This is a genomic window from Bradymonas sediminis (genome assembly GCF_003258315.1).
GTDB lineage: Bacteria > Myxococcota_A > Bradymonadia > Bradymonadales > Bradymonadaceae > Bradymonas > Bradymonas sediminis.
In genome coordinates this window covers 40,546-64,692 of sequence record NZ_CP030032.1, presented here as the reverse complement: position 1 = coordinate 64,692, position 24,147 = coordinate 40,546, and the positions used below count along the sequence as shown (strand labels likewise).

Here is a 24,147-nt window from a genome sequence, read left to right as displayed (position 1 = left end):
CAGCGCCCCGAAATCACACCCGCAGCTCAATCTGGGTAAGCACCGCCTCATCGTTGACCGTGATATCGATCAAATTCATCCGAAGCGCCTCGGCGAACCCGCCGGGGCAGCTCACCGGGTGGGCGTTGAGTTGATAATTCACGTCCATCACGTCGTGCTTATGCCCGTGTAAAACCAGCGCGTGCCGGTCCACCAACTCCAGGGCCTCGAGCATCTCATCGCGCCCGTCGGCCGGCAGCATCAACCCGCCAATCCCCGAGACCCCCTCGCTATACCAGTCGCTCGAGATATGATGGTGCACCAGCGCGAGCACGCGCATGCCCTTGAGGCTGACATGCTCGGCGTCGAACCAGTCGGGGACCTCCTCGTAGATCTTTCCGACGGTATTGGGCAGCCATTTTTCGGTCGGGTGGCGGTCGTGGACGCGGTCGCGGTTGCTGTCGATCTCGACCAGCGCCACGCCCCCCTCCAGGATCTTCAGGCGCGGCGTGCGCGGCCCGACCACGTCAAAAAAGGCCTCCATCGACGGCTTCGGGCGCCTCTCATACAGGTTAAAGCGGTCGTGGTTCCCCGGGATGACGGTCAACTTATCGTCGCCCCACCACCCGGTGACCTCGAGCGCGCCGCGGATCTCCAAAAACTCGATGGGCAGGCTGCAATGCGACAGGTCCCCGGTGATCATCAGGTGGTCCACCTCGAGCTGGTGCAGGCCCATCAGGGCCTTCTTGATCAGGTTCGTATAGAGCCGGCGCCGCTTGCGGTAGCGATGCCCCAGCTCATTGCCGATCGCGCTGATCTCGTGGGAAAAATCCCAGATCGACCCGCGATGCCCCATGATATCGCGCAGCCGGCTCATCAACTCGACCTCACCGGGCACATGTGGGTCGGTCATCTGGGCCAGGCGCAGCTTGGTGTTTTCGGGCCGGGCGAGGTTGCGCGGCCGAGTGGGGTCGGTGCAATCAATCCAGCGAAATATCGGGTGCGCCATGTGTTTCCGGGTCGAATTTACGAATCCATTCGGGGTATTTGCGCTCCAAAAAGCGGTCGGTCAGAACCGCCTGCGCAGCTTCGCACACGTCGTAGATCAACGCGACGTTCAAAGACGCGCCGAGCAACGCCCCGACGATCGGCAGCGCCTTAGAGGGCACCGCCTCGGCGGCGCGGCGCTGAAAATTACTGGTAACCGCCCGGCGCGCAAGGTCGTTGACCTGCTTGCTCGCCTGCGGCCCCAATTGTTGCTGCATAAAGCGCCCCAGGGTGCGCGCGCCCATCTGCGTGACGCTGCCGTGGGCGACCGCCCCGACCATCAACGACTTTCGAAGCGCGTACTCGCTCAGGTTCTGGCGCAAGAGCATCGGCTCGATCGCCTCGGCCCGCGAACCGCCCAGGGCCACCGCGATGATCTCGATCGGCAGCTCCGGGTGCTCGCGCGGGTCGAAGCCATAATACCAACAAAAACGGCTGCAGATATCGGCGCTCAGCGCCAGAAGAATCGGCGCATCGGCCAGCGACAGCGCCGCCCAACCGAAGGGAGCAAGCCCGCCCGAGAGCCCACCGGCCACCGCCCCGAGCAACATCCGCATCGTGCGCCGATCCCGCAGCGTCGCGTCGATCTGGCCCATATTCAGCCCGGCGACGTCTTCGAAGCTGTCGATCTCGATGCCCGCCTCGCGGTACTCCTCGACCACCTGGTCGGCCAGGTCAATGTCCTGGATGCGCTTGTCGAGAATCCCCAGCGAGCGCTCCACCAGAGACGAGATGATCTCGAAATGCCCCAGGCTCGCCCCGAGCCACTCCAGGGGCGTAAATAGGGTGCGCACCAGGCGAGTGAGGTGATTGGGGTCCAGGCGTTTCTCGACGAAATACTTCACCCGCGCGGCGGCGTCTTTATCGGCATGGTCCAGCGTGACTCCGTCGAATTTGCAGGTCAGGTGCTCAAACGCGCGCTCATAGTCGCTGATGACCAGATACATCTCGAGCGCCTGGGGGCCCGGCGCCTGGGTCTCATCCTCCCAATGAACGCGGTCGAGGGTCTTTCGCACCAGATAGAGCGCGTGGGGCTCGATATTATAATTGCTCACGTAGAGGCGGACCAACTTCTCGTCGGCCTCGCTGAGCTGCGCCTTCTCGGCCACCTGCTCCACGGCGTAATCAAGGCGCCCCGAGAACCCGGCCGGGCGCCGGCGCGCGTGCTCGCGGATCGCCATCAGCTCCAGCAAGCGCTGGGCGCGCATCGGGTTAAACCCCACCGTCTGCTCAACCTCGTCGAGCAGCGCCCGGCGCGCCTGCTCGCGCGTCTCCTCATCTTTATCGCCGAGCGCGGCGAGCAGCGCATTATAGAGGTTGGCCAGGCGCGGGTAATCGGCCTCATAGGGGCGCTGATCATGCCATTTGCGCAATCGGGTTTCGCGCTCGGAGGCGTCAATGCTCAGGCGAATCGCTGCGCGCATCGGCTTCTCAACCCACGAGAAGTTGAGCTGCCCGCCGAGGGTCGCGTCGGCCAAGAGGTCCAGCCAGCGCCGAACCTCGCGCGGCTCCTGCTCCGCGGCCCGGTCGCAGGCCTTGAGCAGATACGCGATCGGTGAGCCGGCGCGACGCGGCGCGTATTCGAGCACCAAATAGAAGCCGACGATAAACGCCACGGCGTCCCAATATTTGGCCCGCAGCTGAATCTCGGCCAGCGCCAAGAGCCCGCGCGGGTCCTCCGCCTCGCCGGGCTGCGGCTCCGCTACGCGCAGCACGCCCACCAGGGTATAGAGCCACTCGGGGTCATCGGGGAGCGCAAAGATCGACAGAAGCCGCTCGGCGCCCGCCTGCTGCTCAATATCGCCGTGGCGCCACAACGCCACGGTCGCCAGGGCCGCCATCGGATGAAACGCCGCGCGCTCCGGGCGCGTCGAGCGCGCGATGCGCTCGACCGCCAGAGCCGCCGGCACGCTCAATTGCTCGAAATTCTCGGCCGCCAGAATATCCCAGAGCGGTTTTTGCTGAAGCGCCGGGGTATGCTCGCGGCGCAGCAACCGCCGATAGCCCAACTCCTGGGCTAAGAGCAGTGAGAGGATCTCGCGCGCCTCCTGGGGTTGCTCGCCGAGCTCCTCGTCGACGCGCGCCAGCACCTCATCGGCCGGCATCTCCAGAATCGCCTGCCAGCGCAGCCGAAAATTCTCGGCCAGGATATCCTCGGGGCTCAACCCCTCGGACTCCAGCGCACCAGCAAGCCCGTCGACCAGCTCGCCCTCAACCTGGGAATCCTCGACGAGGCCGGCCTCGCTTAACTCATCTAAATCTGGTGTTACAAACCCGTCTGACATGCGTGTGCGTCCTATTTTCTGACAAAATGCGATTGTATATCCCGCCCTAAACACGGCCCAGGAGTCTGGCCAACACGCCGATACGACCGCTGAGATATGCGATGATTATATGCTTAGAACCTAAAGTCATTGGTCCCCGCGCCCATCTCACAAAACCCAAGGTACAGAATTCGGGCGCGCACCAAAAGCCCACCCTGCGCCTTCGGCCCGCGCGATCTCAAGCCGCTGTGCTTGACACTATTTCGCCCGCCGCCCTATCCTTTGCACGAGCTAAGCTGTCGCGATTTTCGCGCCTCGCGAAGGTCGACAAATTGCCCAAAATATATCTTTGAGGAGCCACATCAATGGGAACCCAGAAGGGACCTGACAACGAAATCGGCGATGCGATTTCGAATAATACCTCGCCTTACGGCCCGCCCAAGGGACGACCGCGGCCGCTGATTTTATTGGCCGACGATAATTACGAGATCCGCAAGCTCTTGCGCGCTCATTTTGAGACGATGGACTGCGACCTTATCGAGGGCGAGAACGGCGCCGAGGCGCTCGAGCAAATCCTGGTGCACCAGCCGAACCTGGTGATCCTCGACGTGATGATGCCCGAGCTCAATGGCTGGGAAGTCGCCAAATACGTGCGCGAGCACGAAGACGCGCTCCCCGGCGTGGGTATTATTATCCTGACCGCCATCGGCGCCACCAATAACGAGATGACCTCGCCGTTGTTCGGGGCCGACGACTATATCGACAAGCCCTTTGACCTCGACGAGCTCGACTTCAAGGTGCGCAAAGTCCTGTCGGAGCGCGCCGAGATGGGCTGATTCACCCGCTTCGAAAGAACTTATTTCAACTCTGCCATCATCGCCTTCGCCTTGCCGTATAACTCGTGATGAGGGGCGAGCATCGAGACGATCTCTTGGCAGAGTTTAAGGGCCCCAGCGGGGTCCTTTTTTCGTTTCCCGGCGGCCTGAATATATAGCGTATTCGATCTTCGGGAGAGCTCGCGGCTCAGGGAGCTCAGCGCCGCGTTGCGCGACTGCAATTTATAGCCCTTCTTATAATTCTGCCCGGCCGTTTTGAAATCGGCGCGCGCCACGGCAGCAAGGCCGATATTGGCGTAGGCGGTGGCGAGGTCGGCGTTGAGTGAGGACTTAAAATAGGCCTTGGAGGCGACCTTTCGGTCGGCCTGATGGGCGCGATTAAGCTGCTCGACAGCCGTCGCCCAGTCATTGGCGCCCAACGCAGCTTTCGCGCGCCCATGAACCTTGGCGAAGGCGTCGATATTGTCGGCGGTCTGGGTCGCGCGGCGGGCGAGCGCGCCGGCGCTACCGCTGGCGGCGTCTCGGAAATAGCTCGACGCCTGGCTCAACTTGCCGGAGCGATACAGCGAAAACCCACGGGTGAAGTTGATCTGCACCGCCGCCTTGGTGTCGCCCGCGGCGAAGAGGTCATTGGACTCGGTCTTTTTCTCGCCAAACCAATCGATCTTCGGCTGCGAATTCGCAGGCTTTGCGACGGGTCGGCGGGCGGTCTCACGGGCCTGCTCCTGCTCAATCTCTTCGACCTTCTCGGCGATCTTGTCGGCATCGCCTTGCAAAAGCGCCTGCAATTCCAGGGCGCCCTGATGATTGGGGACCTCTTCGAGCACCACGGCGAGGTGGGCGCGGGCCTGGTCAAACGCCTCGTCGCTCAGAGCCTGTTGCGCCTGCTGAAGCAGCCCGGCGATCCGGTGTTGCTTGGCCTCGCGCAGCAGACGATGCGCGTCCTCGACATAGACGCTGCGGTTGGTGATCGCCGACGCGATTTCGATGACTTCGGGGTATTTCTGCTCCGCGAGCAGCGCGCGCGCGGTGTCGAGCTGCTCGGACACCTGCTGCTCACTCTTCACTCGCTCAAGCTGCGCCCCGACCCCGGCGAAGTCCGCGTCAATCGCCGCGACCTGCTTAAAAAGACGACTCGCCTCGGGCCAATCACGGTCTTTAACCTTCTCAACACCCTCCAGATAAAGCGACTGAACGCGCTGCGCTTCGGGGCTTAATTCGCTGGGCGCCGGGGCGACCTCGGCAATCACCGGCGCGCGCTCGGGCGAAGTCAGCGTGAGCACCACCATCGTAATAATCAGCAGGGCGATCAGGACGCCCGCCCCGCGGATCACCCAGGTCAGCGCGACGTCGAGCCGGTCGGCGTCCGACGGCGGATGCGCCTGCACCTCGACGCCCTGGACCAGTTGCGAGCGCCGCGGCTGATGCGCCGCGCGTTTGATAATAATATGGCGCTGCTGGGAGCGCGCGGGCGCGCGGTCACCGGGGAGCACGAATTGGAATTCACTCTTCCCCGCCTCGACGCGATCCCCGTGGCGAAGCTCCGCCTCGACAATCGGTGTGTGATTCAGCCGGGTCCCGTTGGCCGACTGCAGGTCCAGCAGCAGATAGCCGTGCTCGGCGTTCTGGCGAACCTCGAAATGCTGTCGGCTCATCGCCAGGTCGGAGAGCACGATGGAGTTATTCTGCCCGCGCCCCAGGGTGTTGCGTTCGCGGTTGAGCAAAAACTCCTGCCCCGCGCATGGACCGCTCAGGACGCTCAGCCGGGCCGACAGCACTTCGTGCTCAAAGGGGCTGTCAAAGACCTCGGTTTTTTCACCCTCGAAGTCGTCGTCGGCGACCTCGACGCTCGTCGGCGCCGGGCTGGCCGCCACCGGCTCGACAACGCCAATATCTGCGGGGGGAATCTCCACCAGCGGGGCGGGCGAACCGCTCTCGGTGGGCGTCAGAAGCGAAGTCGTGCGCGTACGAAGCGGCTTTGCGGCGTGCTCCAATGCGTCAACGCGCGCGTCCAAGAGCGGCGACTCGCTGACCATCGTCGCCTCGCCCTCAAAATCTCCTTCCAAAATATCCGGGTCGATCGGGATCGTCGCCGGGTCCGCCTCCCACGACACCTCATCGGCGCTCATGCGGTCAGTTTGGGGAGAGTCAGAGACTTCGTCAGAGACCTCCTCCAACGACACAATCTCGAGCGCCTCGCCCTCAACCGCTTCAATTTCGCTCGCGGCGATCTCGACCGGCTCGATCTCAACGGCTTCAAGCTCCACCACGTCGAGGGCTTCGACTTCGGCCGCGGCAATCTCAACCGGCTCAACCGCGTCGCGGCTCTCCTCGGGAGCGTCGCCCCCACCGCTTTTGAGCGGAAGCGGGCGAGGAATCGGCAATGAAATGTTACGCTTTTCCTGGGGCGCGCCATCGTTTGCGCGCAACTCTTTTAGGGCAGCGCCGATGCCCGACAGCGTCGACCTGGGGTTGGCCTTCCCACCGCCCAGGCTCGCTCCGACAGGGAGCTTGGGGACCTTCGGCAGGCTTTTGACGCCAGCCTTCGGCTTACGCGGACCCTCGGCGCGCGCCTCGTCCGCAGAATTGGCCGATTCTATCTCGCCGGTAGAGTTATTTTTTGATGAAGTCATCGGAGGAAGTTCAGACCCAGGCGGAACAGATAGGGATTAGATTGAACAATCGTCCTGAAGTCTATCCGCGCAAGCAAAACGTGTCAATTTATCCCCTGACTCCTCGCCGCGGGCTTTGCGGGGATAAAATCCGCGCAAAAACGCGCCGATAAACCCCGCGCTTGCCATCTCGTCTCCGCACAACCGGGTGGCTACGCGGGCTGCGGCTTTCCCAAGATCTCGCGCGCGTAGATGCGGTTTATGAAATGGTGAGTTGCATCGCTTTTCATCCCTTGCTACGGCAATTCTCGACATCGCGAACACGATTCACCCCGGCTCTTGACCGGACCTTATTCGGGCTTATAAGTTCCCAGCACCGGCAGTTCTAATCTAGGACAATGACGAGGCATTGATGAGCGCTCTTCTCTTGAATGATAGCTATGGCATCACCGTCGAGAATCTTCTCCGAAACGCCACTCCTGCCCGGCTTTATGAAGAAGCCCTGAAGCACGAAAAGGGCACGGCAATCTCCGAACAAGGCGCTCTGATGGCCTTCTCGGGCGAGAAAACCGGCCGCACCCCCAAAGACAAACGTGTTGTGCGCAACCCCGAGAGCCAGGACGATATCTGGTGGGGCGACATCAATATTCCGCTGGAACCCGAGGTCTGGCAGATCAACCGCCAGCGCGCCGTCGACTTCCTAAATACCCAGGAGCGCCTTTACGTTTTTGACGGGTATGCGGGCTGGGACGATAATTATTCGATTAAGGTGCGCATTATCTGCGCGCGCGCTTATCACGCGCTCTTCATGCATAATATGCTGCGCCGCCCGACCGCCGAGGAGCTTGAGACCTTTGGTGAGCCCGACTTCACCATTCTCAACGCCGGCCAATTCCCCGCCAACCCGCACACCGCCGCGATGACCTCCGACGCCAGCGTCGATCTGAACTTTGAGGCCGGCGAGATGGTGATCCTGGGCACCCAATACGCGGGTGAGATGAAGAAGGGCATCTTCACGCTGATGCATTATCTGATGCCCAAGCAGGACGTGCTCTCGATGCATTGCTCCTGCAACGAGGGCGGCGACAATACCGACGTGTCGCTCTTCTTCGGCCTCTCCGGCACCGGAAAGACCACGCTGTCCAGCGACCCGAACCGCAAGCTTATCGGCGACGACGAGCATTGCTGGACCGACGACGGCGTCTTCAATATCGAGGGCGGCTGCTACGCCAAGACCATCGACCTGTCGGCCAAGGCCGAGCCGTTGATCTACGAGACCATCGGATTTGGCTCGGTGCTCGAGAACGTCGTCTACGACCCGGAAACCCGCGCGATCGACTTCAGCGACGACTCGATCACCAAAAATACGCGCACCGCCTATCCGATCACCAAGGTGCGAAACGCCAAGATCCCGTGCGTCACCGGCCACCCGGATAATATCATCCTGCTGACCTGCGACGCCTTCGGCGTCCTGCCGCCGGTCTCGCAATTGACCCCGGCCCAGGCGATGTATCACTTCATCAGCGGTTATACGGCGAAGGTCGCCGGCACCGAGGTTGGCGTGACCGAGCCGGAAGCAACCTTCTCGGCCTGCTTCGGCGCGGCGTTCCTTGTCTGGCCGCCGACCAAATACGCCGAGATGCTCGCCGACAAAATGCGCAAACATAACGCCAAAGCCTGGCTGGTAAATACCGGCTGGACCGGCGGCGCTTACGGCACCGGAGAGCGCATCTCGCTCAAGCACACCCGCGCGATCATCGACGCGATTCATAGCGGCGAGTTGGCCGGCGTGGAGACCCAAAACGACCCCTATTTCGGCGTCGCGGTCCCCACAACCTGCCCGAACGTTCCCACCGAAGTCTTGACGCCCCAGATGACCTGGGCCAATCAGGACGACTTCGAGAAGACGGCTCAAAAGCTGGTCGGACTCTTCCAGTCGAACTTCGCTAAATACGCCGACCAGGCCAGCGACGAAATCGTCAACTCCGGTCCGGTCCTGAAATAATAAGCCCCTGGCTTAGACGAAGTTCCCCAAAACCCTCGCCCCGACACGAAGTCAGGGGCGAGGGTTTTGTTTTGCCGCCGCGATCTGCTGGCGCAGGGTCTCAAGCTCGCGCGGCATCGCCTCGATATCGAGGTGCGGCGCGACCTCATGCACCCGGCGATTGCGCTCGCGGCGAAGCGCCTGGCGCGAGCCCTCGAGCGTCTGATTGGCGATCTGCGGGTTGAACTCCCGAAAGATATCGGCGGCTTCGCTCATCTGCGGCACCGAAACCGCGCCGGTGCGCGTGAGGCGCCGCACTTGCAGCAGCGGGCGCATCGCCTCGAGCTTTTGCCCGTCGTTTTCGAGCAATTCGGCGGCCAGCGGCGTGCCGGCCTCGAGCGCATTATCGGCGGCGGCGACCTCGTCGGAGAACGCGTCGACCTTCGCCGCGTGCGTCGCCCCGAAGATGCCGCCGACCGAGCGTACCCAGTCGATGGGCACGAGCATCGCGCCCACGATCAAAATAAAGGCCAGCAGGCTCCACCCCAGGGTGCCGCGTTTAAAAATCTCTGTCACTTTCATCATCAACTCGTCGAAGCCAGGCGGTCATCGGAGCAACCTCAGCGAACCAGCGCCAGCGCGTCTAACACGACCTGGGGCCCGGCGCCCGCGCGGTGCATATTCTCGCTCAGGTGGCGCCGCCAGCGGCGCGCGCCCGGCTCAAACGCGAACAGGCTCAGCATATGCCCGGCGATCTGCGAGAGCTGGTCGCCGGCGCTCATATGCTTCTCGATATAGGGGAGCATCTGCTCGACCACCTCGACCCGTGAGGGCACCTCGCGCGCGTCGCCATAGATCAGCGCGTCCGCCTCGGCGAAGATATACGGGGTCTCATAGGCCGCGCGCCCGATCATCACCGCGTCGACATATTTCAGGTGCTCCTGGGCCTCGTCGAGCGTGCGGATGCCGCCGTTTATCTCGATAAAGAGCTCCGGGAACTCCTCTTTGAGCCGGTAGACATCCTCATAGCGGAGCGGCGGAATCGTGCGATTCTCCTTGGGGCTCAAGCCCTTAAGCCAGGCTTTGCGCGCGTGCACCGTAAAGCGCTCACACCCCGCCTCGCGCACCGTCTCGACGAAGCGCACCATATCTTCGTAGCGGTCCTGCTCGTCAAAACCGATGCGATGCTTCACCGTCACCGGGATATCCACGACCTCGCGCATCGCCCGCACGCAGCTCGCCACCACCTCGGGCTGGCCCATCAGGCAGCAGCCGAAATTCCCCGACTGCACCCGCTCGCTCGGGCATCCAATATTGAGGTTAATCTCGGCGTAGCCGCCGCGTTCGGCGATGCGCGCGCACTCGGCCATCTGCGCCGGGTCATCGCCGCCGACCTGCAGCGCCAGCGGGTTCTCCTCGGGCGAAAACGCCAGAGCGCGGTCCTCCATCGACGGCGCCCCGAGCACCTCACGGGTGTGGCGCATCTCGGTATAGAGAAGCGTGTGACGGGTTAGCAATCGCAAGAAATAGCGATAGTGGCGGTCGGTGCGCCGCATCATCGGCGCGATACTGAGTGGATTCATGAGCTAAAACCGATACTGCTTACAAAAACGATTATTTGGTCGCCTGATACATCTGCCAATTCTGCATGCCGAACATGGCGCCGAGCATGATGATCCAGAGCAGGCCGATGCCGCCATAGCCCAGGGCCATCGCCCCGGCGATCGACAGGCCCAACACGACCAGCGAGCTGATGGCCGAGTAACGCACGGCCTTGCGCGAGTCCTTCAGGCCCCAGCGCAGCGCGTGGAGCACGATATGGCCGCCGTCCATCGGGTTGATCGGCAGCATATTAAAGACCGCCCAGAAGAAGTTCACCGCCATCATCGTCCACAGCAATTCGCCCCAAAAACTCTGCGCGCTGATGGCGTCGCCGGCGACCACCAGGACCACAAACGAGGCCAGCCCCAGCAGGGCGCTCGCCACCGGTCCGGCCAGGCTAATGAGGATCGACTTACCCGGCGGGCGCACGCCCCCGCGCCGGTTCATCGTCACCCCGCCAAATCCCTGCAGCTCGATGCGGCTGGCCCCGTAGCCAAACCCCTGCAGCGCGAACGCGTGGCCGAATTCATGAATGAGAATGCCAATCGTGAGCACCGGCGCCCAGATCAACACCCGCTGAAACGCCTGCGCGCCCCCGCCTGCTTCGAGCCCGCTGAACGAGAAGAGCGCGATCAGCAGCAAAAAGAAGGGCGTGACATAGATCTGATGGCCGAAGACCGAAAATAGCTTCCAGCTCTTGCTCGAATTTCCAAACATAATGACTTCTCGTTTCAAGGCACCTCATCTGGCGCCGAATCTGGCATGACCTAACTCAGGCCACAGGTTCGAATCAAGCAGGTGCGATTAGAAAGTAGATTCAAATCGCGTTTAATCCATCCGCGCTCAAAAGCAGCGCGCGCCTTGGCAGCACCAAGCGTTGCGCTGCTCCCTCCACACCCGGGCCGCGCAAAATCCCTGGCCAACCACGCAACAAATCGGGCGGCTTTGCCGAAAATAGTTAGCGAGGACGCCGCCATCTCTGCGCTTGAGCCCGCCCCAGACGCATCGGGCCGCGGGCGGCAAAGAAGATCGGCGACGCGCCTCTTATCCGACACATCAAACAAACAAATACGCGGAGAAAGTCCGCGAGACATCACGGCGACGCCCGTGAGGAGATATCAAATGAAGGGAATCAATAGCTATTTGGAGCTCGTCGAGAGCGGTCGAGATTTGCCCGAACTTCGCCCTGCCACGCCCATCCAGGACCCGGTGCTTCAACTGCTCAGCCACGCCCACCAGCAGGGGCATTTCGAGGCCGACGGCGCCTGGCAGCTCGCCGCGCGGGTCAGCAGACGCCTGGAGAAGCTCCATAACACCAGCCCGCCCGGCGGCTGGGCGCGCCTCTGCGCGCTTTGCTGCGGCTGCGGCATCCTTCGCCCCGAACGCGAGACCTTCGTGCCGAACCTGGCGCTCGACGAGGCGCTCAATCTCGACGACGCCAGCCTTCGCCGAAGCCTATGCGAGGCGTTTACCCGCAAACTCGTCCCCCCGGCCAGCGCCGCCGGCCTCTTTATCATGCTTGGAATTCACCCCGCCTGGGGGCTCTGGGTCGCCCACTCCATCCATAACCGAAACTCCCAGCAGGAAAACTCCGCCACCGACATCCGCTCGGCCAAGCCGGGCTGGCGCGACACCTCGATCTTCGAGCCGCACACCGCCCAGGCCATCGAAGAGGCCGTCTTCACCGCGATCGCCATCCCCATCGCGGCCTTGCGAAAGCTCGACCCGACCAAACGCTACCCCATCGACGCCTTCGCCCGCCTGACCCGCGCCGGCTGCCGCTTCGCCCGCGCGAGCGCCGACGCCCAACTGCACGACCTCACACTGCTGGGCCTGCAACCCTTCCTCCAGAACCTAAACACCCCGCTTGGCGCCCATAACCAGGACTTCGCCGCCGCCGACCTGCTCGACGCGGTCCTGGTCCCCGCGGGCATCGCCCAGACCTTCGACGACGGCACCTTCTGCGTGCACAAAGACAGCCTCGCCGACGTCCAGGTCGGCGAGCTTGACCCGAGCGCCCAGGAGCTCCGACTCATCTGGATGCTCGCCGACCAGGCCGGCTGCCAGGTCGCCTAAATAACCGGCGATGGGAGCCGGCGCTCCCATCGCCTCGCCCCCCGCCAAACACACCAGAAACCGATTGCGACTTGGTTCTTTTTGCGGCGCGTTGTAGAAGCGCGCACCGTGATGAAAATCATGACTCCAAATATTTTAGACCCGTCAAAAACTTAGAAAGTGTAGATAAAATATGAAGGGATATTATCGCCAGCCGAGCATCTCTAAAGATCGTGTTGTTTTTGTCAGCGAGGATGACCTCTGGGAGATGAAGATCTCGCCGAGCGCCGACGCTGACGGCGTTCTTCATGGATTCCCACGCCGCTTGACGCGTGGGCGCGGCGCGGCGTCTTATCCGGCGCATTCGCCCGACGGAAAACAGATCGCTTATGTGGGCACCGACCGCGGCGCGACCGATATCTATGTCATGGATTCGCGCGGCGGCCCCGCGCGCCAATTGACCTTTAACGGCGCGATGAACACCGTGGTGGGCTGGACGCCCGACGGCTCACATATCGTGTTTCGCTCCAACTCGCGCGCGCCCTTTCGGCGAAGCATTTCGCTATTTAAAGTCCCGGTGGGCGGCGGCGAGGCGACACGAATTCCGGTGGGCCTGGCCCACTCGATCACCTTCAACGGCAGCGGTCGGGTCATCGCGCGCCACGCCGACGACCTCGCCCGGTGGAAACGCTATCGCGGCGGCACCGCCGGTGTGTTGTGGATCGACGCCGACGGCTCCGGCAATTGGGAGCGCCTGCGCCCGCAATTTGTGTCGGGCAAAGATTCGGCCGGCCTGGTGCGCCCGATGTGGATCGGCGAGCGCGTCTATTTCCTGTCGGACGAAGAGGGCTACGCCAACCTCTATTCCTGCCTGACCGACGGCTCCGACCTGACGCGCCACACCGAGCATATCGGCTTCTACGCCCGCTTCGCCGCCACCGACGGCGAGTCGATCGTCTACACGGTCGGCGGCGACCTTTGGCATTTCGACGTCGCCAGCGGTAAGACCTCGCGCATCGAATGCGACTACGCCTCGCCGCGCGATGGCCTGCGCCGAAAATACGTGGACGCCGAGGATTATCTCGACTCCTTCGCCCTTCACCCGCGCGGCCATCGCCTCGCGGTGACCACCCGCGGCAAGCTCTTTGACTTCGGCAATTGGGAGGGCGCGACCCGCCAACTCGGCGAGGAACAGGGCGTGCGCTACCGCCTGGCGACCTACCTGAACCCAACCTCGGATGCCGCAAAAAACGCCGCTAAAAAAGGCAGCGACCGCATCGTCGTTTGCTCGGACGCCGGCGGCGAGGAGCGCCTGGAGATCCACCGCGTCGACGGCGCCCGCGCGCCGGTCAAGATCGACACCGGTGATTTCAAAATTGGCCGCCCGATCGAGCTCAAAGTCTCGCCCACGGCGGACGAAGTCGTCCTCACGAACCACCGCCACGAACTGGTGCACCTGGACCTGGGCACCGGCAAGGCGCGAGTGTTGGATCGCAGCAAATACGCCGAAATCAAGGGCTTCGACTGGTCGGCAGATGGCCGCTGGGTCGCCTACGCGGTCGCCAATAATTTCGCCACCGCGCAGGTGCGCATCTATGACCTCCACAGCGACGCCGTCCACCCCGTGACCAGCGGCGATTACCTGGATATCCAGCCGGTTTTCGACCCCAAGGGGCGCTATCTCTATTTCCTGTCCTACCGGAAATTCAACCCGGTTTACGACGAGATCTTCTTCGAATTAAGCTTCCCCCGCGCGATGAAACCCTGCGTGGTGACCCTTCGAGACGACGTCCCCTCGCTCTTTATGGAGACGCCGCGCCCGTTGGACGAAGACCCGGATGACGATGACGACGATCAGCACGACGAAGAAGAAGACTCCGAAGAGTCCCCCGAGGAGCAAAACGTCTCCGCGGATGAGAATGCGGCCGAGAGCGCGGACGGGTCCTCGGAGCAAGCCGAACAAGAGGACGACGCCGAAGATGACGCGAAGTCCATCGAGATCGACTTCGAGGGTATCGAGCATCGCGTCGAGATCTTCCCGGGGCGCGAGGGAAATTACGACGACCTCGCCGCGACCGAGTCGCGGATCTTCTGGACCGTCTCGCCCATCGAGGGGAGCCTGGGCGGCGGCTTGGACGCGGGTCATGGGCACCCAAGCACGAGCACGCTGCGGTATTATTCGCTCAATAAGCACCGCACCAAGACCTTCGCGCGCGGCGTCTCCGGCGTCGAATTCTCGGCCGACCTCAAGACGATCGCCCTGTGGACCGACGACGGCCTTCAGGTCGTGAGCGCTGGCGGCGAAGGCCCGATTCACAGCGAGTCCGACGACGCCACGCCCTCGCGAAGCAGCGGGTTTATCGACCTCGGGCGCCTGTCGGTGCCAGTCGAGCCGCGGGCCGAGTGGGAGCAGATGCTCCACGAAACCTGGCGCTTGATGCGCGAGCATTTCTGGCGCGCCGACATGAACGGCGTCGACTGGGACGAGGTCTGGCAGCGCTATTCGGCGCTCTTGGACCGCGTCGGCACCCGCGGTGAGTTCAGCGACCTGGTCTGGACGATGCAGGGCGAATTGGGCACCAGTCACGCCTATGAGATCGGCGGCGACTACGAGCCCGTACCCTATCATCAGCCGGGCTTTTTGGGCGCCGACCTCGTCTGGGACCCCGACTTCGAATACACGCTGGCCGACGAAGGCGACGCCGATGCACAGCCGACCCAAAAAGGCGGCTATCGCATCCAAAAAATCGTCGCCGGTGAGACATGGGACCCGCGCGAGCGCTCGCCTCTGGCGCGCCCGGGCATCGACGTGGCCGAAGATGACGTGGTCATCGCCATCAACGGCCAGCGCGTCGACGCGAGCGTCAGCGTCGAGCAGCGCCTGCTCAACCACGCCGGCAAAGAGGTCGAGATCGTGGTCATCCGCAAAGACGGCGAGTGTAACGAAGACGGCAGCGACGTCTCGGACGCCCTGAGCCGCTACACCATCAAGACGCTCCCGAGTGAGTCCGCGGCCCGCTATCGTGAGTGGGTCTATAAGAATCGAAAGCGCGTCCACGAAGCCTCCGAAGGAAAACTTGGCTATGTCCATATCCCGGATATGGGCCCCGAGGGTTTCGCCGAGTTCCACCGCGCCTATGTCTCGGAAAATACCCGCAAGGGCCTGGTCGTGGACGTGCGCTATAACGGCGGCGGCCACGTCAGCCAATTGCTGCTCGAAAAACTCGCCCGGCGCCCGATCGGCTACGATATTCAGCGCTGGGGCACGCCGGTGAGCTACCCCCAGGAGGCGGTCTGCGGGCCGCTGGTCGCCCTGACCAACGAACACGCCGGCAGCGACGGCGACATCTTCAGCCACTCATTTAAGCTGATGGGGCTCGGGCCGCTGCTCGGCAAGCGCACCTGGGGCGGGGTCGTCGGCATCTGGCCGCGCCACGCGCTGGTGGACGGCTCGATCACCACGCAGCCGGAGTTTTCCTTCTGGTTTGAAGACGTCGGATTTAGCGTCGAAAACTGGGGCACCGACCCCGATATCGAGGTCGAAAACCCACCGGGCGTCGAAGATCGCGGCGAGGACCCGCAGCTTGACGCGGCGATCGCGAAGGCGTTGGAATTATTGAAGGAACAAAATACCGACCTGCCCGAGTTTGCTCCATACCCGAATATGGCGCCTCCCGGGAAACTCGACTGAGTTTTCGCCGGGCGCGACGCGCCCCTCGACCCGGTTTAATAACCGCAGCACATTAATCGCAGACGCCTTGGATAAGGCCGTGGAGACAGAAGAGATGAGCCAAAAAGGAACCCAGATTTCGGACAGCGGATATAACGTCGCCGTCGTCGGCGCGACCGGCGCCGTCGGCCAGGAGATGCTCGCCATTTTGGCCGAGCGCGGCTTCCCCGTCGCCCGCCTGCGCGCGATGGCGTCCGCCCGCTCAGCCGGCGGGACGATCGACTTCGGCGGCAAGTCGGTGCAGGTCGAAGACCTGCAAACCGCGTCTTTCGAAGGCGTGGACTTCGCGCTCTTTTCGGCCGGCTCCACGCCCAGCCTGGAGCACGCCCCGCGCGCGGTCGAGCAGGGCTGCATCGTCATCGACAATACCAGCGCGTTTCGCATGAACCCGGACACCCCGCTGGTGGTCCCCGAGGTCAACCCCCAGGCGATCGTCGACCAACCCGGCATCATCGCCAACCCGAATTGCTCGACCATCCAAATGGTCGTCGCGCTCCAGCCGCTGGCCGAGGCCGCGGGCCTGGAACGCGTCATCGTGAGCACCTATCAATCGGCGTCGGGCGCCGGTCAAAAGGGCATCGACGAGATGCTCAAGACCACGCGCGAATATCTCGACGGCGACACCGAAAACCCGACCGCCGCCTCGTCGGACACCACCTTCGCCTACCCGTTGGCCTTCGACGTGCTGCCGCAGATCGACTCCTTTTTGGACTCGGGCTTCACCCGCGAAGAGGTGAAGATGATCGAGGAGACCCGTAAGATCATGGGGCTCTCCGGGCTGGATGTCGCCGCGACCTGCGTGCGCGTGCCGGCGGTGCGCAGCCACTCCGAATCGATCACGGTCGACCTGGCCAAGCCGCTGAGCGCCGAGCAGGCCCACGCGCTGTGGAGCGACGCCCCCGGCGTCAGCCTGCTCGACGACCCGTCGACCCTCACCTACCCGCGCGCGCGCCAGGCCGCGGGCACCGACGCGACCTGGATCGGGCGGGTGCGCCAGGACCTTGGGCGCCCTAAGACGCTTCACTTCTGGTGCGTCAGCGATAACCTGCGCAAAGGCGCCGCCCTCAACGCGGTGCAAATCGCCGAAGAAATCGTGCGCCGCCGCGCATAATCAACCCGGCGCGTCCCCGACGCGCCTTGCCGAGCCTTGCCGATTGATCGTAAACAAGCGCACGAATGCTATTGACGACGCCTTGTTTAAAAATACGCGTTGAAGAAATTCGACCCGAGGATGATATTTTGATGAATTGCTCCAAAACACCCGGCTCCATTCGATATTTCGCGATGACCCTCGCAGCGGCCTTCGCTTGCCTGGCCGGCGTCTCGACGGCGTCCGCGCTCAATATCGAATCGTCCACCCTCGACGCCTCGGTTTCCGTTGAGCCGACGAGCAAATTCATCACCGGTCTCAATAACGACACGCGCGATATTTTGCTCGGCCGCGAGCAATGCCAGAGCCTGTGGACTGGCGATAACGACCTGCGCATCTCCTATAATTTCATCAGCAGCGTCTCGCCGAATCGCTGCATCGGCGCGACCCCGTGCATCGACCGGATCATGTTCTTCGCGGTGCCCGCCGACGAGACCCCGCAGGACTTCACCTGCACGCCGGACAACACCCGAAACTGCGTCGATATCGCCGACATCAACTGGTTTAAGCGCGAGAATGAAACCGAGCGCGGCCTCGACATCGTGATCCCCTTTCGGCGCATGGTCAAAGAAGCCGTGGCCGAGCTGGACGCGAGTAATAATGTCGCGCTCATCGAGAACGTCGACGACTGCAACCAGGAGGGAAGCGCGTCGGTCAACCAGCAGTATTTCCTGCGCATCTTCATGAAGAATATCGGCATCAACTCCGACCAAAAGGAGCTGAGCGACGCGCGCATCGAGATCGACACCCTGCGCCCCAACGGCCCGTCCGAGATCAGCCAGATCGCGGTGACCGAGCGGAGCATTTATGCGACCTGGACCCAGTCCAACGTCACCAAGATCAAGGACTATAAAGCGTATTGGTCGGCCACCGACTTCTCGGGCATGACCATCGCCGAGATCGAGGCCTCCGACACGATCTACAGCCGGGTCATCAACCTGGATAACCCGGACCCCAGCGGCAGCGAGTACTCCGGTAGCGCCACGATCACCCAACTTCCGGCGGACGCAAACGGAAAACTCTTCGTCGCGATTTCCTCGCGCGACCTGGCCGAAAACGCCAGTGAGCCGACCTTCCCCGGCGAGGAACTCGACCCCAACGGCGAGGGCTTTGAGATCGTCGAAGTGACTGATTTTTGGGAGCATTATCACGACGCGGGCGGCAACGAGCGCGGCGGGTGCAGCGTCGCCCCGAGCGCCGGCGGCGCGCTCCCCGGCGGGCTGCTCTTCGCCTTCGCGGGCCTGGGCGTGCTGGCGTTTCGTCGCCGTCGCCCCGGCAACGCCAAATCCCTCGCTCCCTACCTGGTCGCGCTAGTGGCCATGGGCGGCGCGACGGCCGTCTCGGCCAACGCCTACGCCGAGTCGGACATCCACGGAATCAGCGAGGTCCGCGTCGGCATCTATTACCCCGGCATCGACGAGGAAGCCGGCCTCAGCGGCACTCCCTTCGCAGATACCTTTGGCGATAGCAACCGCGTCGTCGGCGAGTACGAGATGGGCGTTCACCTGCTCCAGGGCTTCGGCGCCCTCGGCGTCAGCGGGCGCATCGGCTACACCAATTTCAGCGGCGACGTGCTGGTCGGCGACACCTCCGACGGCAGCGCGACCTCGTCGGATAGCATCGGCGAGAAGACCGAGTTTATGCTGATCCCGATGGGCCTGTCGCTTTACTATCGCTTTGATATCCTTGAGAAATTCTGGAGCATCCCGCTGGTCCCGGTCGTCAAAGGCGGCGTGGATTATGTCTTCTGGTCCACCGGCTCGAGCAGCGGCACGACCTCCACCTACCAGGGCAATAAGGGCAACGGCGCCACCGCCGGCTGGCATGTCGCCGGCGCGCTGCACCTGTGGCTTGACTGGATTGAGCCGGAGAGCGCCGCCGGGTTCGACCGCACCTGGGGCATCAATAACTCCTACCTCTTCGCCGAATATAGCATGCGCCAGATCGATGACTTTGGCAGCGACGAGAGCTTCAACCTCAGCGACGATCTGTGGGTCTTTGGCGTGGCGTTCGAATACTGATTCACAGCCCCACTCAGCACATCGCTCACCCGTCTCAACCCGCGCAAACCAACCTCGGTGCACGTTATGATGCGCACGTATAAGCAGATCCACCATCGCATTCTTGTCGCCTATGACGGCACCGCCTACCACGGCTGGCAGATCCAATCGAACGCCCGCTCGGTCGAGGGCGACCTGACCAAGGCGGCGATGCGCATACTAAATTGCGCCGCCGACGAGGTTAAGATCCAGGGCGCGAGCCGCACCGACGCCGGCGTGCACGCGCTCGGGCAGGTCGCCCATATCGCCTACGACGTCGACAAGGCTCTCACGCCCTGGGACTTCGTGCGCGCCCTCAACGCGCTGACCGACGAAGACATCTGCGTGGTCTACGGCGATTCGGCCCCCCCGGGGTTTCACGCGCGCCATTCCGCCCGCGGAAAGATCTACCAATATGATATCTGGCATCACCGCTTCAATCATCCGCTGCTGCGCGATCGGGTCTGGCAGGTTTGCGGCGACCTCGACCTCGACGCGATGCGCGAGGCCGCGACCTACCTGGTCGGCGAGCATGACTTCTCGGCGTTTCGGGGCAAGAATTGCTCGGCGGAGACGACCGTGCGGGCGCTGAGCCGCGTCGAGATCATCGCCGAGGACCAGCGAATTCGGGTCGAGGTCGAGGGCACCGCCTTCTTAAAATATATGGTGCGCATCATCGTAGGGACCCTGGTTCATATCGGCAGCGGTCAGGCTGCGCCCGAGGTCATCAAGGAGATGTTCGCCACCGGTGAGCGCCAATTGGGCGGGCCGACCGCGCCGCCTCAGGGGCTTCGGCTCGTCGAGATCTTCTACCCCGACCACCCCTGGCCGGGCGGCACCCCGCAGCTCGGCGGCCCCTGGGCGCCCCCCGACACCTGGCCCTGATCACTCGCCGGGATCGTCCTTCGGGGCGGCCGGCGCAGCGTCGCCGTAGGCTTTTTTCAGCGGCTCGAAGTTAAAGTCCGGATTATGCGCGCCGAAGAACCCCTGCACATAGCCCGGCACAATGACGTCCTTCAACTTCTCCAAATACTCCGCGCGCACCGCGTCTTTTTGAGCCTCGAACTCCTCACGACTGGGATGCTCGCGCTCCAGCAAGAGGAACGCCCAGGCCTTCTGGCGCGACAGCACCGGCTTGGGCGAAACCGGCTCGCTTAACTCGGTGGCGAAGATCGCGCGGGCGAACTCCTCGGACAGCCCAATCTCGGGGATAAACCCGGGGTTCTCCTGCGAGAAAACCGGCGTGACATGCACCGTCACACCGGGCTTCTCAAACTTCTTGGCCAACGCCTCGATCGCGCGCTCCCGCGCAGCTTTCGACGCCTTTGACCTACCGGCAGCCGGCAGCTTTTTGGCCGCCTGCAGCGCCTTAATCTCAACCATCATCTTATTGTAGACCGACGGGATGACCGACGCCTCGGCCAACAAGATCCCTGCGATCTGGCGGCGCAGCCCGTCGTCGAGCTGCGGCACGGGGCCATCCTTTGGCTTCCAACGCAGCTTATGTTCCTCAAAATACGCCTCGATCCGCTCCGGCTCACTCTCGACCACGCTCATCACCTCGCCCATCGTGGGGGAGTTGCTCATGGCGATGGCCAGGACCCGGGCGCGGTCATTTTTCATCGCATAATATTGCCAGACCGCGTCTTCTCTCACCTCGGAGAGGAACACGTCTCGAAGCTTGGCCTCCCCGGCGATCACCCCGGCGACATAGTCGACATCGGCGCGTGTTAGTCCGCGCGCCTCCAACTCGCGGAGCGCGTCACGCAGCACCGCGTCCGCTGCGGGATCGGCGGAGGCAGGGGATTCCAAAATCGAGGCAAAACGCGCCACGCCCGGCTCGGAGCGCAGCGCGGCCACCTTCTCCTCAACCGAGATCGTCAGCGCGCGCTGGGCGACCTCGTGGGCCACCACGCTGTCCATGATCAGATGCTCCAAGAGCTCCATCTGCGCGGGGCGCGCGGCCAGGTAATCCTTCGGCGGCTCCAGCTGGTCCATCGAGGCGACGAAGCGCTTGAGGTGCAGCGCATATTCGAAATCCTTGAGCGTGATCTTGATCGGGCCAGCCTCGACCAGCACGGCCTCGGAAGACGGCTCTTCTGCCGCCGGCTCCGCCTTCTGCTCAACCTTCGCTTGGCCCGCCGACTCACCCTTGGGCTTGGCGTCACAGCCCAGGGACAGCGCCAAAAAACCGATAAGAAACACCAGCGATAGCCTGCTGCGGCCTCGCTCAGGCGCTGACGCGCGCGCGTCAGCGGCGATTTCATCATTCATCTGTCTTGTCTTCATGGGTAACTTCTGGTAGGTATACGCGGCTGCCAAATGGCAGCATTTTTTAGAAAGAATCAATTGATTTGAGGGATTTAACCCTCAACAAAGCTGAGGATTGCTTCAGCGGACTCGAGCGGCATCATTTTTCGCGAATTATATCGCGACTCCTGAATAGTTGAACGCCCTCGAAAATCCCAGAGCGATGCTACAGTAACCCCAGGAGAAAATCATGGCAAAGAAGAGCCCCTTGCAGCAGGTTCGTGACGAATTCGGTTCCAAAGCCGAGCTGGCCGAGAAAGTCGTAAGCTTCCTCGACGCTCCCGAAGGCGAAGACGCCGCTGACTTCAAGCACCGCATCGAGACGATGAGCAACGCGAAATTGCTCCGTCTTTATCGCTCCAACGAGCGTATCAACAAAGAGTACGGCTCCAAAGCCGAGCTCGTTGAGAAGATCACCAAAGCGCGCTTCGCCGGTGGAAACGCCGACTACCAGGCAAAACTTTCGGGCTTCACGATGCCCAAATTGCTCGACATTGCCAAGCGTTTCAAAGTTTAAGTAACCCGCGCACCCGCTTCATATGCCGGGATGACAACGCGGTGGGAATGAACTTCGCGCTTAAGCGGTTTCATTCGTCGCGACTTTAGTCGCACACAGCGTTGTCACCCGCGACCCCCGCCTCCGGCTGCGAGCCACCTGTAGTTTTGTTTTCGACCCAGCGCTGGCTTGTAAGCGCGGCCCAAAAACCATAGACTGCGGTGGTTATATAAGTCGAGACGGGTATGTGACGCAGGGCGATACGCGAATATTTTCGCGTGAGACCCTCGCCATCTGCTTTGACTCAAACGAGCTTTTGGCGAGCGTCGATTTTCGGAGAGCATCAATCGCTTTCCTATCTCAGACGATAGATTTTTCAAGGAGATCCATGACGACGGAGTTTAAGGTTGGCGATAGGGCCGTTTATCCCGCACAGGGTGTCGCGGAGGTAGTCGGGATCGATACCAAAGAAATCATGGGGACCAGCCAAACATTCTATGTGTTGCGCGTGCTGGACTCCGACAAAAAGCTCATGATTCCAATCGCCAATGTGGCGACCGTTGGGCTTCGAAATATCATCAACGATGAAGAAGTCGAAGAGGTCTACGATATCCTGCGCGAGCGCGATGTTGACCTGAATACCCAGACCTGGAACCGACGCTACCGCGCCTATGTCGAGAAGGTCCAGACCGGCAGCGCTTTTGAGATTGCCGAAGTGCTGCGCGATCTCAACCTGCTTAAATTCGACAAGACGCTGAGCTTCGGTGAGCGCAAAATGCTGGACCGTGCACGCCGTTTATTTGTCCAAGAATTGGCGATCGCCAAGGACGCGACCGAAGAAGAGATCATCAATGAACTCGAGCACCTCTTCTCGGCATAAGCAGCAGATTTAGAGCAGAACGCTCGCGCCCCGCGCGGGCCGCAAGAAAGCCCGACTCCTCACGAGCCGGGCTTTTTGACGTCTCCAAACTCGCCGCAAACTTGCGCAATGCCCAAAAAGCGCATTAGTTTCAGCGGCGATGCGCCTACTTATCTTCTCCAATATCTATATCTCATTGGCCGCCGCGGCTCTGACGGTGCAGGCATATTATGTGCTCGGCGCCCGCGCGTTTTTGCGCACCACGCCGCACGCCTGGGGCCCGGCGGCGCTGGTCTTCTGCGCCACCCTCATGGTCTATAACCTCGACCGCCTGGTCGCGGGCTCGGGCGAGGACGCGGTCGATTTGACGGAGCGCCACCGCTGGATACAGGCGCGAAAGAGATGGCTCTGGGGACTCGTCGTCCTCGCCGGCGTCGCCGGCGCCGCCACCCTCTTCGTGCTCCCGCTGAGCATCCTCGCCGCGCTGATTCCCCTGGGCCTCATCGCCGGCGCCTACTCCCTGCCACTGCTGGGCCGCAGCGACGCCGCCTCGGGTCGCGCGGACACCTCGGACAAGGCAGCGCCCAGACTTCGCACGCGCCGACGCCTTAAAGATATCCCGGGGCTTAAGATCTTCCTAATCGCGCTGGTCTGGGCCGCAGTCACCGTCATCCTGCCCGCCCTGCACGCCTCCGTCGACCTGGCCAGCCGGGGGGTGCTTCTGACCTTTGTGGCGCGCATGCTCTTCATCTTCGCCATCACCCTCCCCTTTGACATTCGCGATATGCGCGGCGACGCCGAGGCCGGAATCCGCACGCTCCCGATGCTGCTCGGCCCCCAGCGCACCCGACTGCTCGCCCTGGCCCTGATGCTCGGCTTCTGCGGCGTCATCCTGGTGCACTACGGGGCCCACCTCAGCGGCCCGACGCTGCCTCTTTTGCTGAGCGCGCTGGCCACCAGCGCGGCGCTCTTATTCTGCGCGCGCCCACGCCCCGAGCTCTATTATGTGGGCCTGCTCGACGGGACGATGCTCCTGCAGCCACTCCTGGTGATTGCCTACCTGGGGGGCGCGGGCCTGGGCTTTGGCTGATATTTGCTCGCTTAACTTCAGTTTAATGGAATAGCAGGGCTCACTCGCCGCGTTATGCTTTGATGTAGCGCTTGCGCGCTTTTTGCGTGTTGGG

The 24,147-nt window shown here is 62.6% G+C and carries 17 protein-coding genes; 10 read left to right on the top strand and 7 right to left on the bottom strand.

Annotation, left to right across the window (positions count from 1 at the left end):
• Nucleotides 1-13: 13 nt before the first annotated feature.
• Both DN745_RS00195 and DN745_RS00190 read right to left on the bottom strand, forming a co-directional pair.
• Nucleotides 14-988: a metallophosphoesterase family protein gene (locus DN745_RS00195; protein ID WP_111331053.1), complete on the bottom strand. Its 975-nt coding sequence runs from the start codon at nt 986-988 to the stop codon at nt 14-16.
• Entirely contained in the window at nt 960-3,311 is a 2,352-nt protein-coding gene (locus DN745_RS00190) for an EcsC family protein (RefSeq protein ID WP_111331051.1), read from the bottom strand. The genes DN745_RS00195 and DN745_RS00190 overlap by 29 nt, the downstream gene beginning before the upstream one ends.
• Nucleotides 3,312-3,655: 344 nt before the next feature.
• Here DN745_RS00190 and DN745_RS00185 point away from each other — a divergent pair, with 344 nt between their 5' ends.
• Nucleotides 3,656-4,126, top strand: a complete 471-nt coding sequence (locus DN745_RS00185) for a response regulator transcription factor (RefSeq protein WP_111331050.1) — start codon at nt 3,656-3,658, stop codon at nt 4,124-4,126.
• Nucleotides 4,127-4,146: 20 nt separating this feature from the next.
• Here DN745_RS00185 and DN745_RS00180 read toward each other — a convergent pair whose 3' ends face one another.
• On the bottom strand, nt 4,147-6,759 hold the full coding sequence (locus tag DN745_RS00180) for an FHA domain-containing protein (RefSeq protein WP_111331048.1): 2,613 nt from the start codon (nt 6,757-6,759) through the stop codon (nt 4,147-4,149).
• Nucleotides 6,760-7,150: 391 nt separating this feature from the next.
• Between DN745_RS00180 and pckA the strand changes: the two genes are divergently transcribed.
• The gene (gene pckA / locus DN745_RS00175; protein WP_111331047.1) at nt 7,151-8,743 is read left to right on the top strand and encodes a phosphoenolpyruvate carboxykinase (ATP); all 1,593 of its coding nucleotides are present in this window, start codon (nt 7,151-7,153) and stop codon (nt 8,741-8,743) included.
• A gap of 51 nt (nt 8,744-8,794) precedes the next feature.
• On the opposite strand, the gene DN745_RS00170 is transcribed toward pckA, so the two are convergent.
• The 3 genes from DN745_RS00170 to DN745_RS00160 are packed head-to-tail and all read right to left on the bottom strand — an operon-like array spanning nt 8,795 to nt 11,041.
• Complete coding sequence (locus DN745_RS00170; RefSeq protein WP_133621968.1) at nt 8,795-9,307, bottom strand: hypothetical protein; 513 nt, start codon at nt 9,305-9,307, stop codon at nt 8,795-8,797.
• Nucleotides 9,308-9,342: 35 nt separating this feature from the next.
• Nucleotides 9,343-10,305 (bottom strand): tRNA dihydrouridine(20/20a) synthase DusA, encoded by a 963-nt coding sequence (dusA, locus tag DN745_RS00165; protein WP_111331043.1) that lies wholly within the window; start codon nt 10,303-10,305, stop codon nt 9,343-9,345.
• A 31-nt stretch (nt 10,306-10,336) separates the two neighbouring features.
• Nucleotides 10,337-11,041, bottom strand: coding sequence for a M50 family metallopeptidase (locus DN745_RS00160; protein ID WP_111331042.1), 705 nt, complete (start codon nt 11,039-11,041; stop codon nt 10,337-10,339).
• Between the two features lie 405 nt (nt 11,042-11,446).
• Here DN745_RS00160 and DN745_RS00155 point away from each other — a divergent pair, with 405 nt between their 5' ends.
• The 5 genes from DN745_RS00155 (at nt 11,447) to truA (ending at nt 20,183) form a co-directional block, all read left to right on the top strand.
• Nucleotides 11,447-12,400, top strand: a complete 954-nt coding sequence (locus DN745_RS00155) for a hypothetical protein (RefSeq protein WP_111331040.1) — start codon at nt 11,447-11,449, stop codon at nt 12,398-12,400.
• A 172-nt stretch (nt 12,401-12,572) separates the two neighbouring features.
• On the top strand, nt 12,573-16,070 hold the full coding sequence (locus tag DN745_RS00150) for a S41 family peptidase (protein WP_111331038.1): 3,498 nt from the start codon (nt 12,573-12,575) through the stop codon (nt 16,068-16,070).
• 94 nt (nt 16,071-16,164) lie between these two features.
• The gene (locus DN745_RS00145) at nt 16,165-17,220 is read left to right on the top strand and encodes an aspartate-semialdehyde dehydrogenase (RefSeq protein ID WP_111337470.1); all 1,056 of its coding nucleotides are present in this window, start codon (nt 16,165-16,167) and stop codon (nt 17,218-17,220) included.
• 131 nt (nt 17,221-17,351) lie between these two features.
• Nucleotides 17,352-19,280, top strand: coding sequence for an MXAN_2562 family outer membrane beta-barrel protein (locus DN745_RS00140; RefSeq protein ID WP_111331037.1), 1,929 nt, complete (start codon nt 17,352-17,354; stop codon nt 19,278-19,280).
• Nucleotides 19,281-19,346: 66 nt separating this feature from the next.
• Nucleotides 19,347-20,183 carry a tRNA pseudouridine(38-40) synthase TruA gene (gene truA / locus DN745_RS00135; protein WP_111331035.1) on the top strand — a complete coding sequence of 279 codons (837 nt, stop codon included), beginning with the start codon at nt 19,347-19,349 and terminating at the stop codon, nt 20,181-20,183.
• Here truA and DN745_RS00130 read toward each other — a convergent pair whose 3' ends face one another.
• On the bottom strand, nt 20,184-21,587 hold the full coding sequence (locus DN745_RS00130; protein WP_133621967.1) for a hypothetical protein: 1,404 nt from the start codon (nt 21,585-21,587) through the stop codon (nt 20,184-20,186).
• Nucleotides 21,588-21,798: 211 nt separating this feature from the next.
• Between DN745_RS00130 and DN745_RS00125 the strand changes: the two genes are divergently transcribed.
• The 3 genes from DN745_RS00125 to DN745_RS00115 all read left to right on the top strand — a co-directional run bounded on the left by DN745_RS00125 (nt 21,799) and on the right by DN745_RS00115 (nt 24,053).
• Nucleotides 21,799-22,125, top strand: coding sequence for a hypothetical protein (locus DN745_RS00125; RefSeq protein ID WP_111331032.1), 327 nt, complete (start codon nt 21,799-21,801; stop codon nt 22,123-22,125).
• A 367-nt stretch (nt 22,126-22,492) separates the two neighbouring features.
• Nucleotides 22,493-22,984, top strand: coding sequence for a CarD family transcriptional regulator (locus tag DN745_RS00120; RefSeq protein ID WP_111331030.1), 492 nt, complete (start codon nt 22,493-22,495; stop codon nt 22,982-22,984).
• 139 nt (nt 22,985-23,123) lie between these two features.
• Nucleotides 23,124-24,053 (top strand): UbiA family prenyltransferase, encoded by a 930-nt coding sequence (locus DN745_RS00115; protein ID WP_111331028.1) that lies wholly within the window; start codon nt 23,124-23,126, stop codon nt 24,051-24,053.
• Nucleotides 24,054-24,147 lie beyond the last annotated feature (94 nt).

Coding starts and splice junctions, on each gene's coding strand:
- DN745_RS00140 (WP_111331037.1), top strand. CDS start 17,352: ATGAATTGCTCCAAAACACCCGGCTCCATTCGATATTTCGCGATGACC.
- DN745_RS00120 (WP_111331030.1), top strand. CDS start 22,493: ATGACGACGGAGTTTAAGGTTGGCGATAGGGCCGTTTATCCCGCACAG.
- DN745_RS00155 (WP_111331040.1), top strand. CDS start 11,447: ATGAAGGGAATCAATAGCTATTTGGAGCTCGTCGAGAGCGGTCGAGAT.
- DN745_RS00185 (WP_111331050.1), top strand. CDS start 3,656: ATGGGAACCCAGAAGGGACCTGACAACGAAATCGGCGATGCGATTTCG.
- DN745_RS00150 (WP_111331038.1), top strand. CDS start 12,573: ATGAAGGGATATTATCGCCAGCCGAGCATCTCTAAAGATCGTGTTGTT.
- DN745_RS00115 (WP_111331028.1), top strand. CDS start 23,124: ATGCGCCTACTTATCTTCTCCAATATCTATATCTCATTGGCCGCCGCG.
- DN745_RS00125 (WP_111331032.1), top strand. CDS start 21,799: ATGGCAAAGAAGAGCCCCTTGCAGCAGGTTCGTGACGAATTCGGTTCC.
- DN745_RS00145 (WP_111337470.1), top strand. CDS start 16,165: ATGAGCCAAAAAGGAACCCAGATTTCGGACAGCGGATATAACGTCGCC.
- DN745_RS00180 (WP_111331048.1), bottom strand. CDS start 6,759: ATGACTTCATCAAAAAATAACTCTACCGGCGAGATAGAATCGGCCAAT.
- pckA (WP_111331047.1), top strand. CDS start 7,151: ATGAGCGCTCTTCTCTTGAATGATAGCTATGGCATCACCGTCGAGAAT.
- truA (WP_111331035.1), top strand. CDS start 19,347: ATGATGCGCACGTATAAGCAGATCCACCATCGCATTCTTGTCGCCTAT.
- dusA (WP_111331043.1), bottom strand. CDS start 10,305: ATGAATCCACTCAGTATCGCGCCGATGATGCGGCGCACCGACCGCCAC.
- DN745_RS00195 (WP_111331053.1), bottom strand. CDS start 988: ATGGCGCACCCGATATTTCGCTGGATTGATTGCACCGACCCCACTCGG.
- DN745_RS00170 (WP_133621968.1), bottom strand. CDS start 9,307: ATGATGAAAGTGACAGAGATTTTTAAACGCGGCACCCTGGGGTGGAGC.
- DN745_RS00190 (WP_111331051.1), bottom strand. CDS start 3,311: ATGTCAGACGGGTTTGTAACACCAGATTTAGATGAGTTAAGCGAGGCC.
- DN745_RS00160 (WP_111331042.1), bottom strand. CDS start 11,041: ATGTTTGGAAATTCGAGCAAGAGCTGGAAGCTATTTTCGGTCTTCGGC.
- DN745_RS00130 (WP_133621967.1), bottom strand. CDS start 21,587: ATGAAGACAAGACAGATGAATGATGAAATCGCCGCTGACGCGCGCGCG.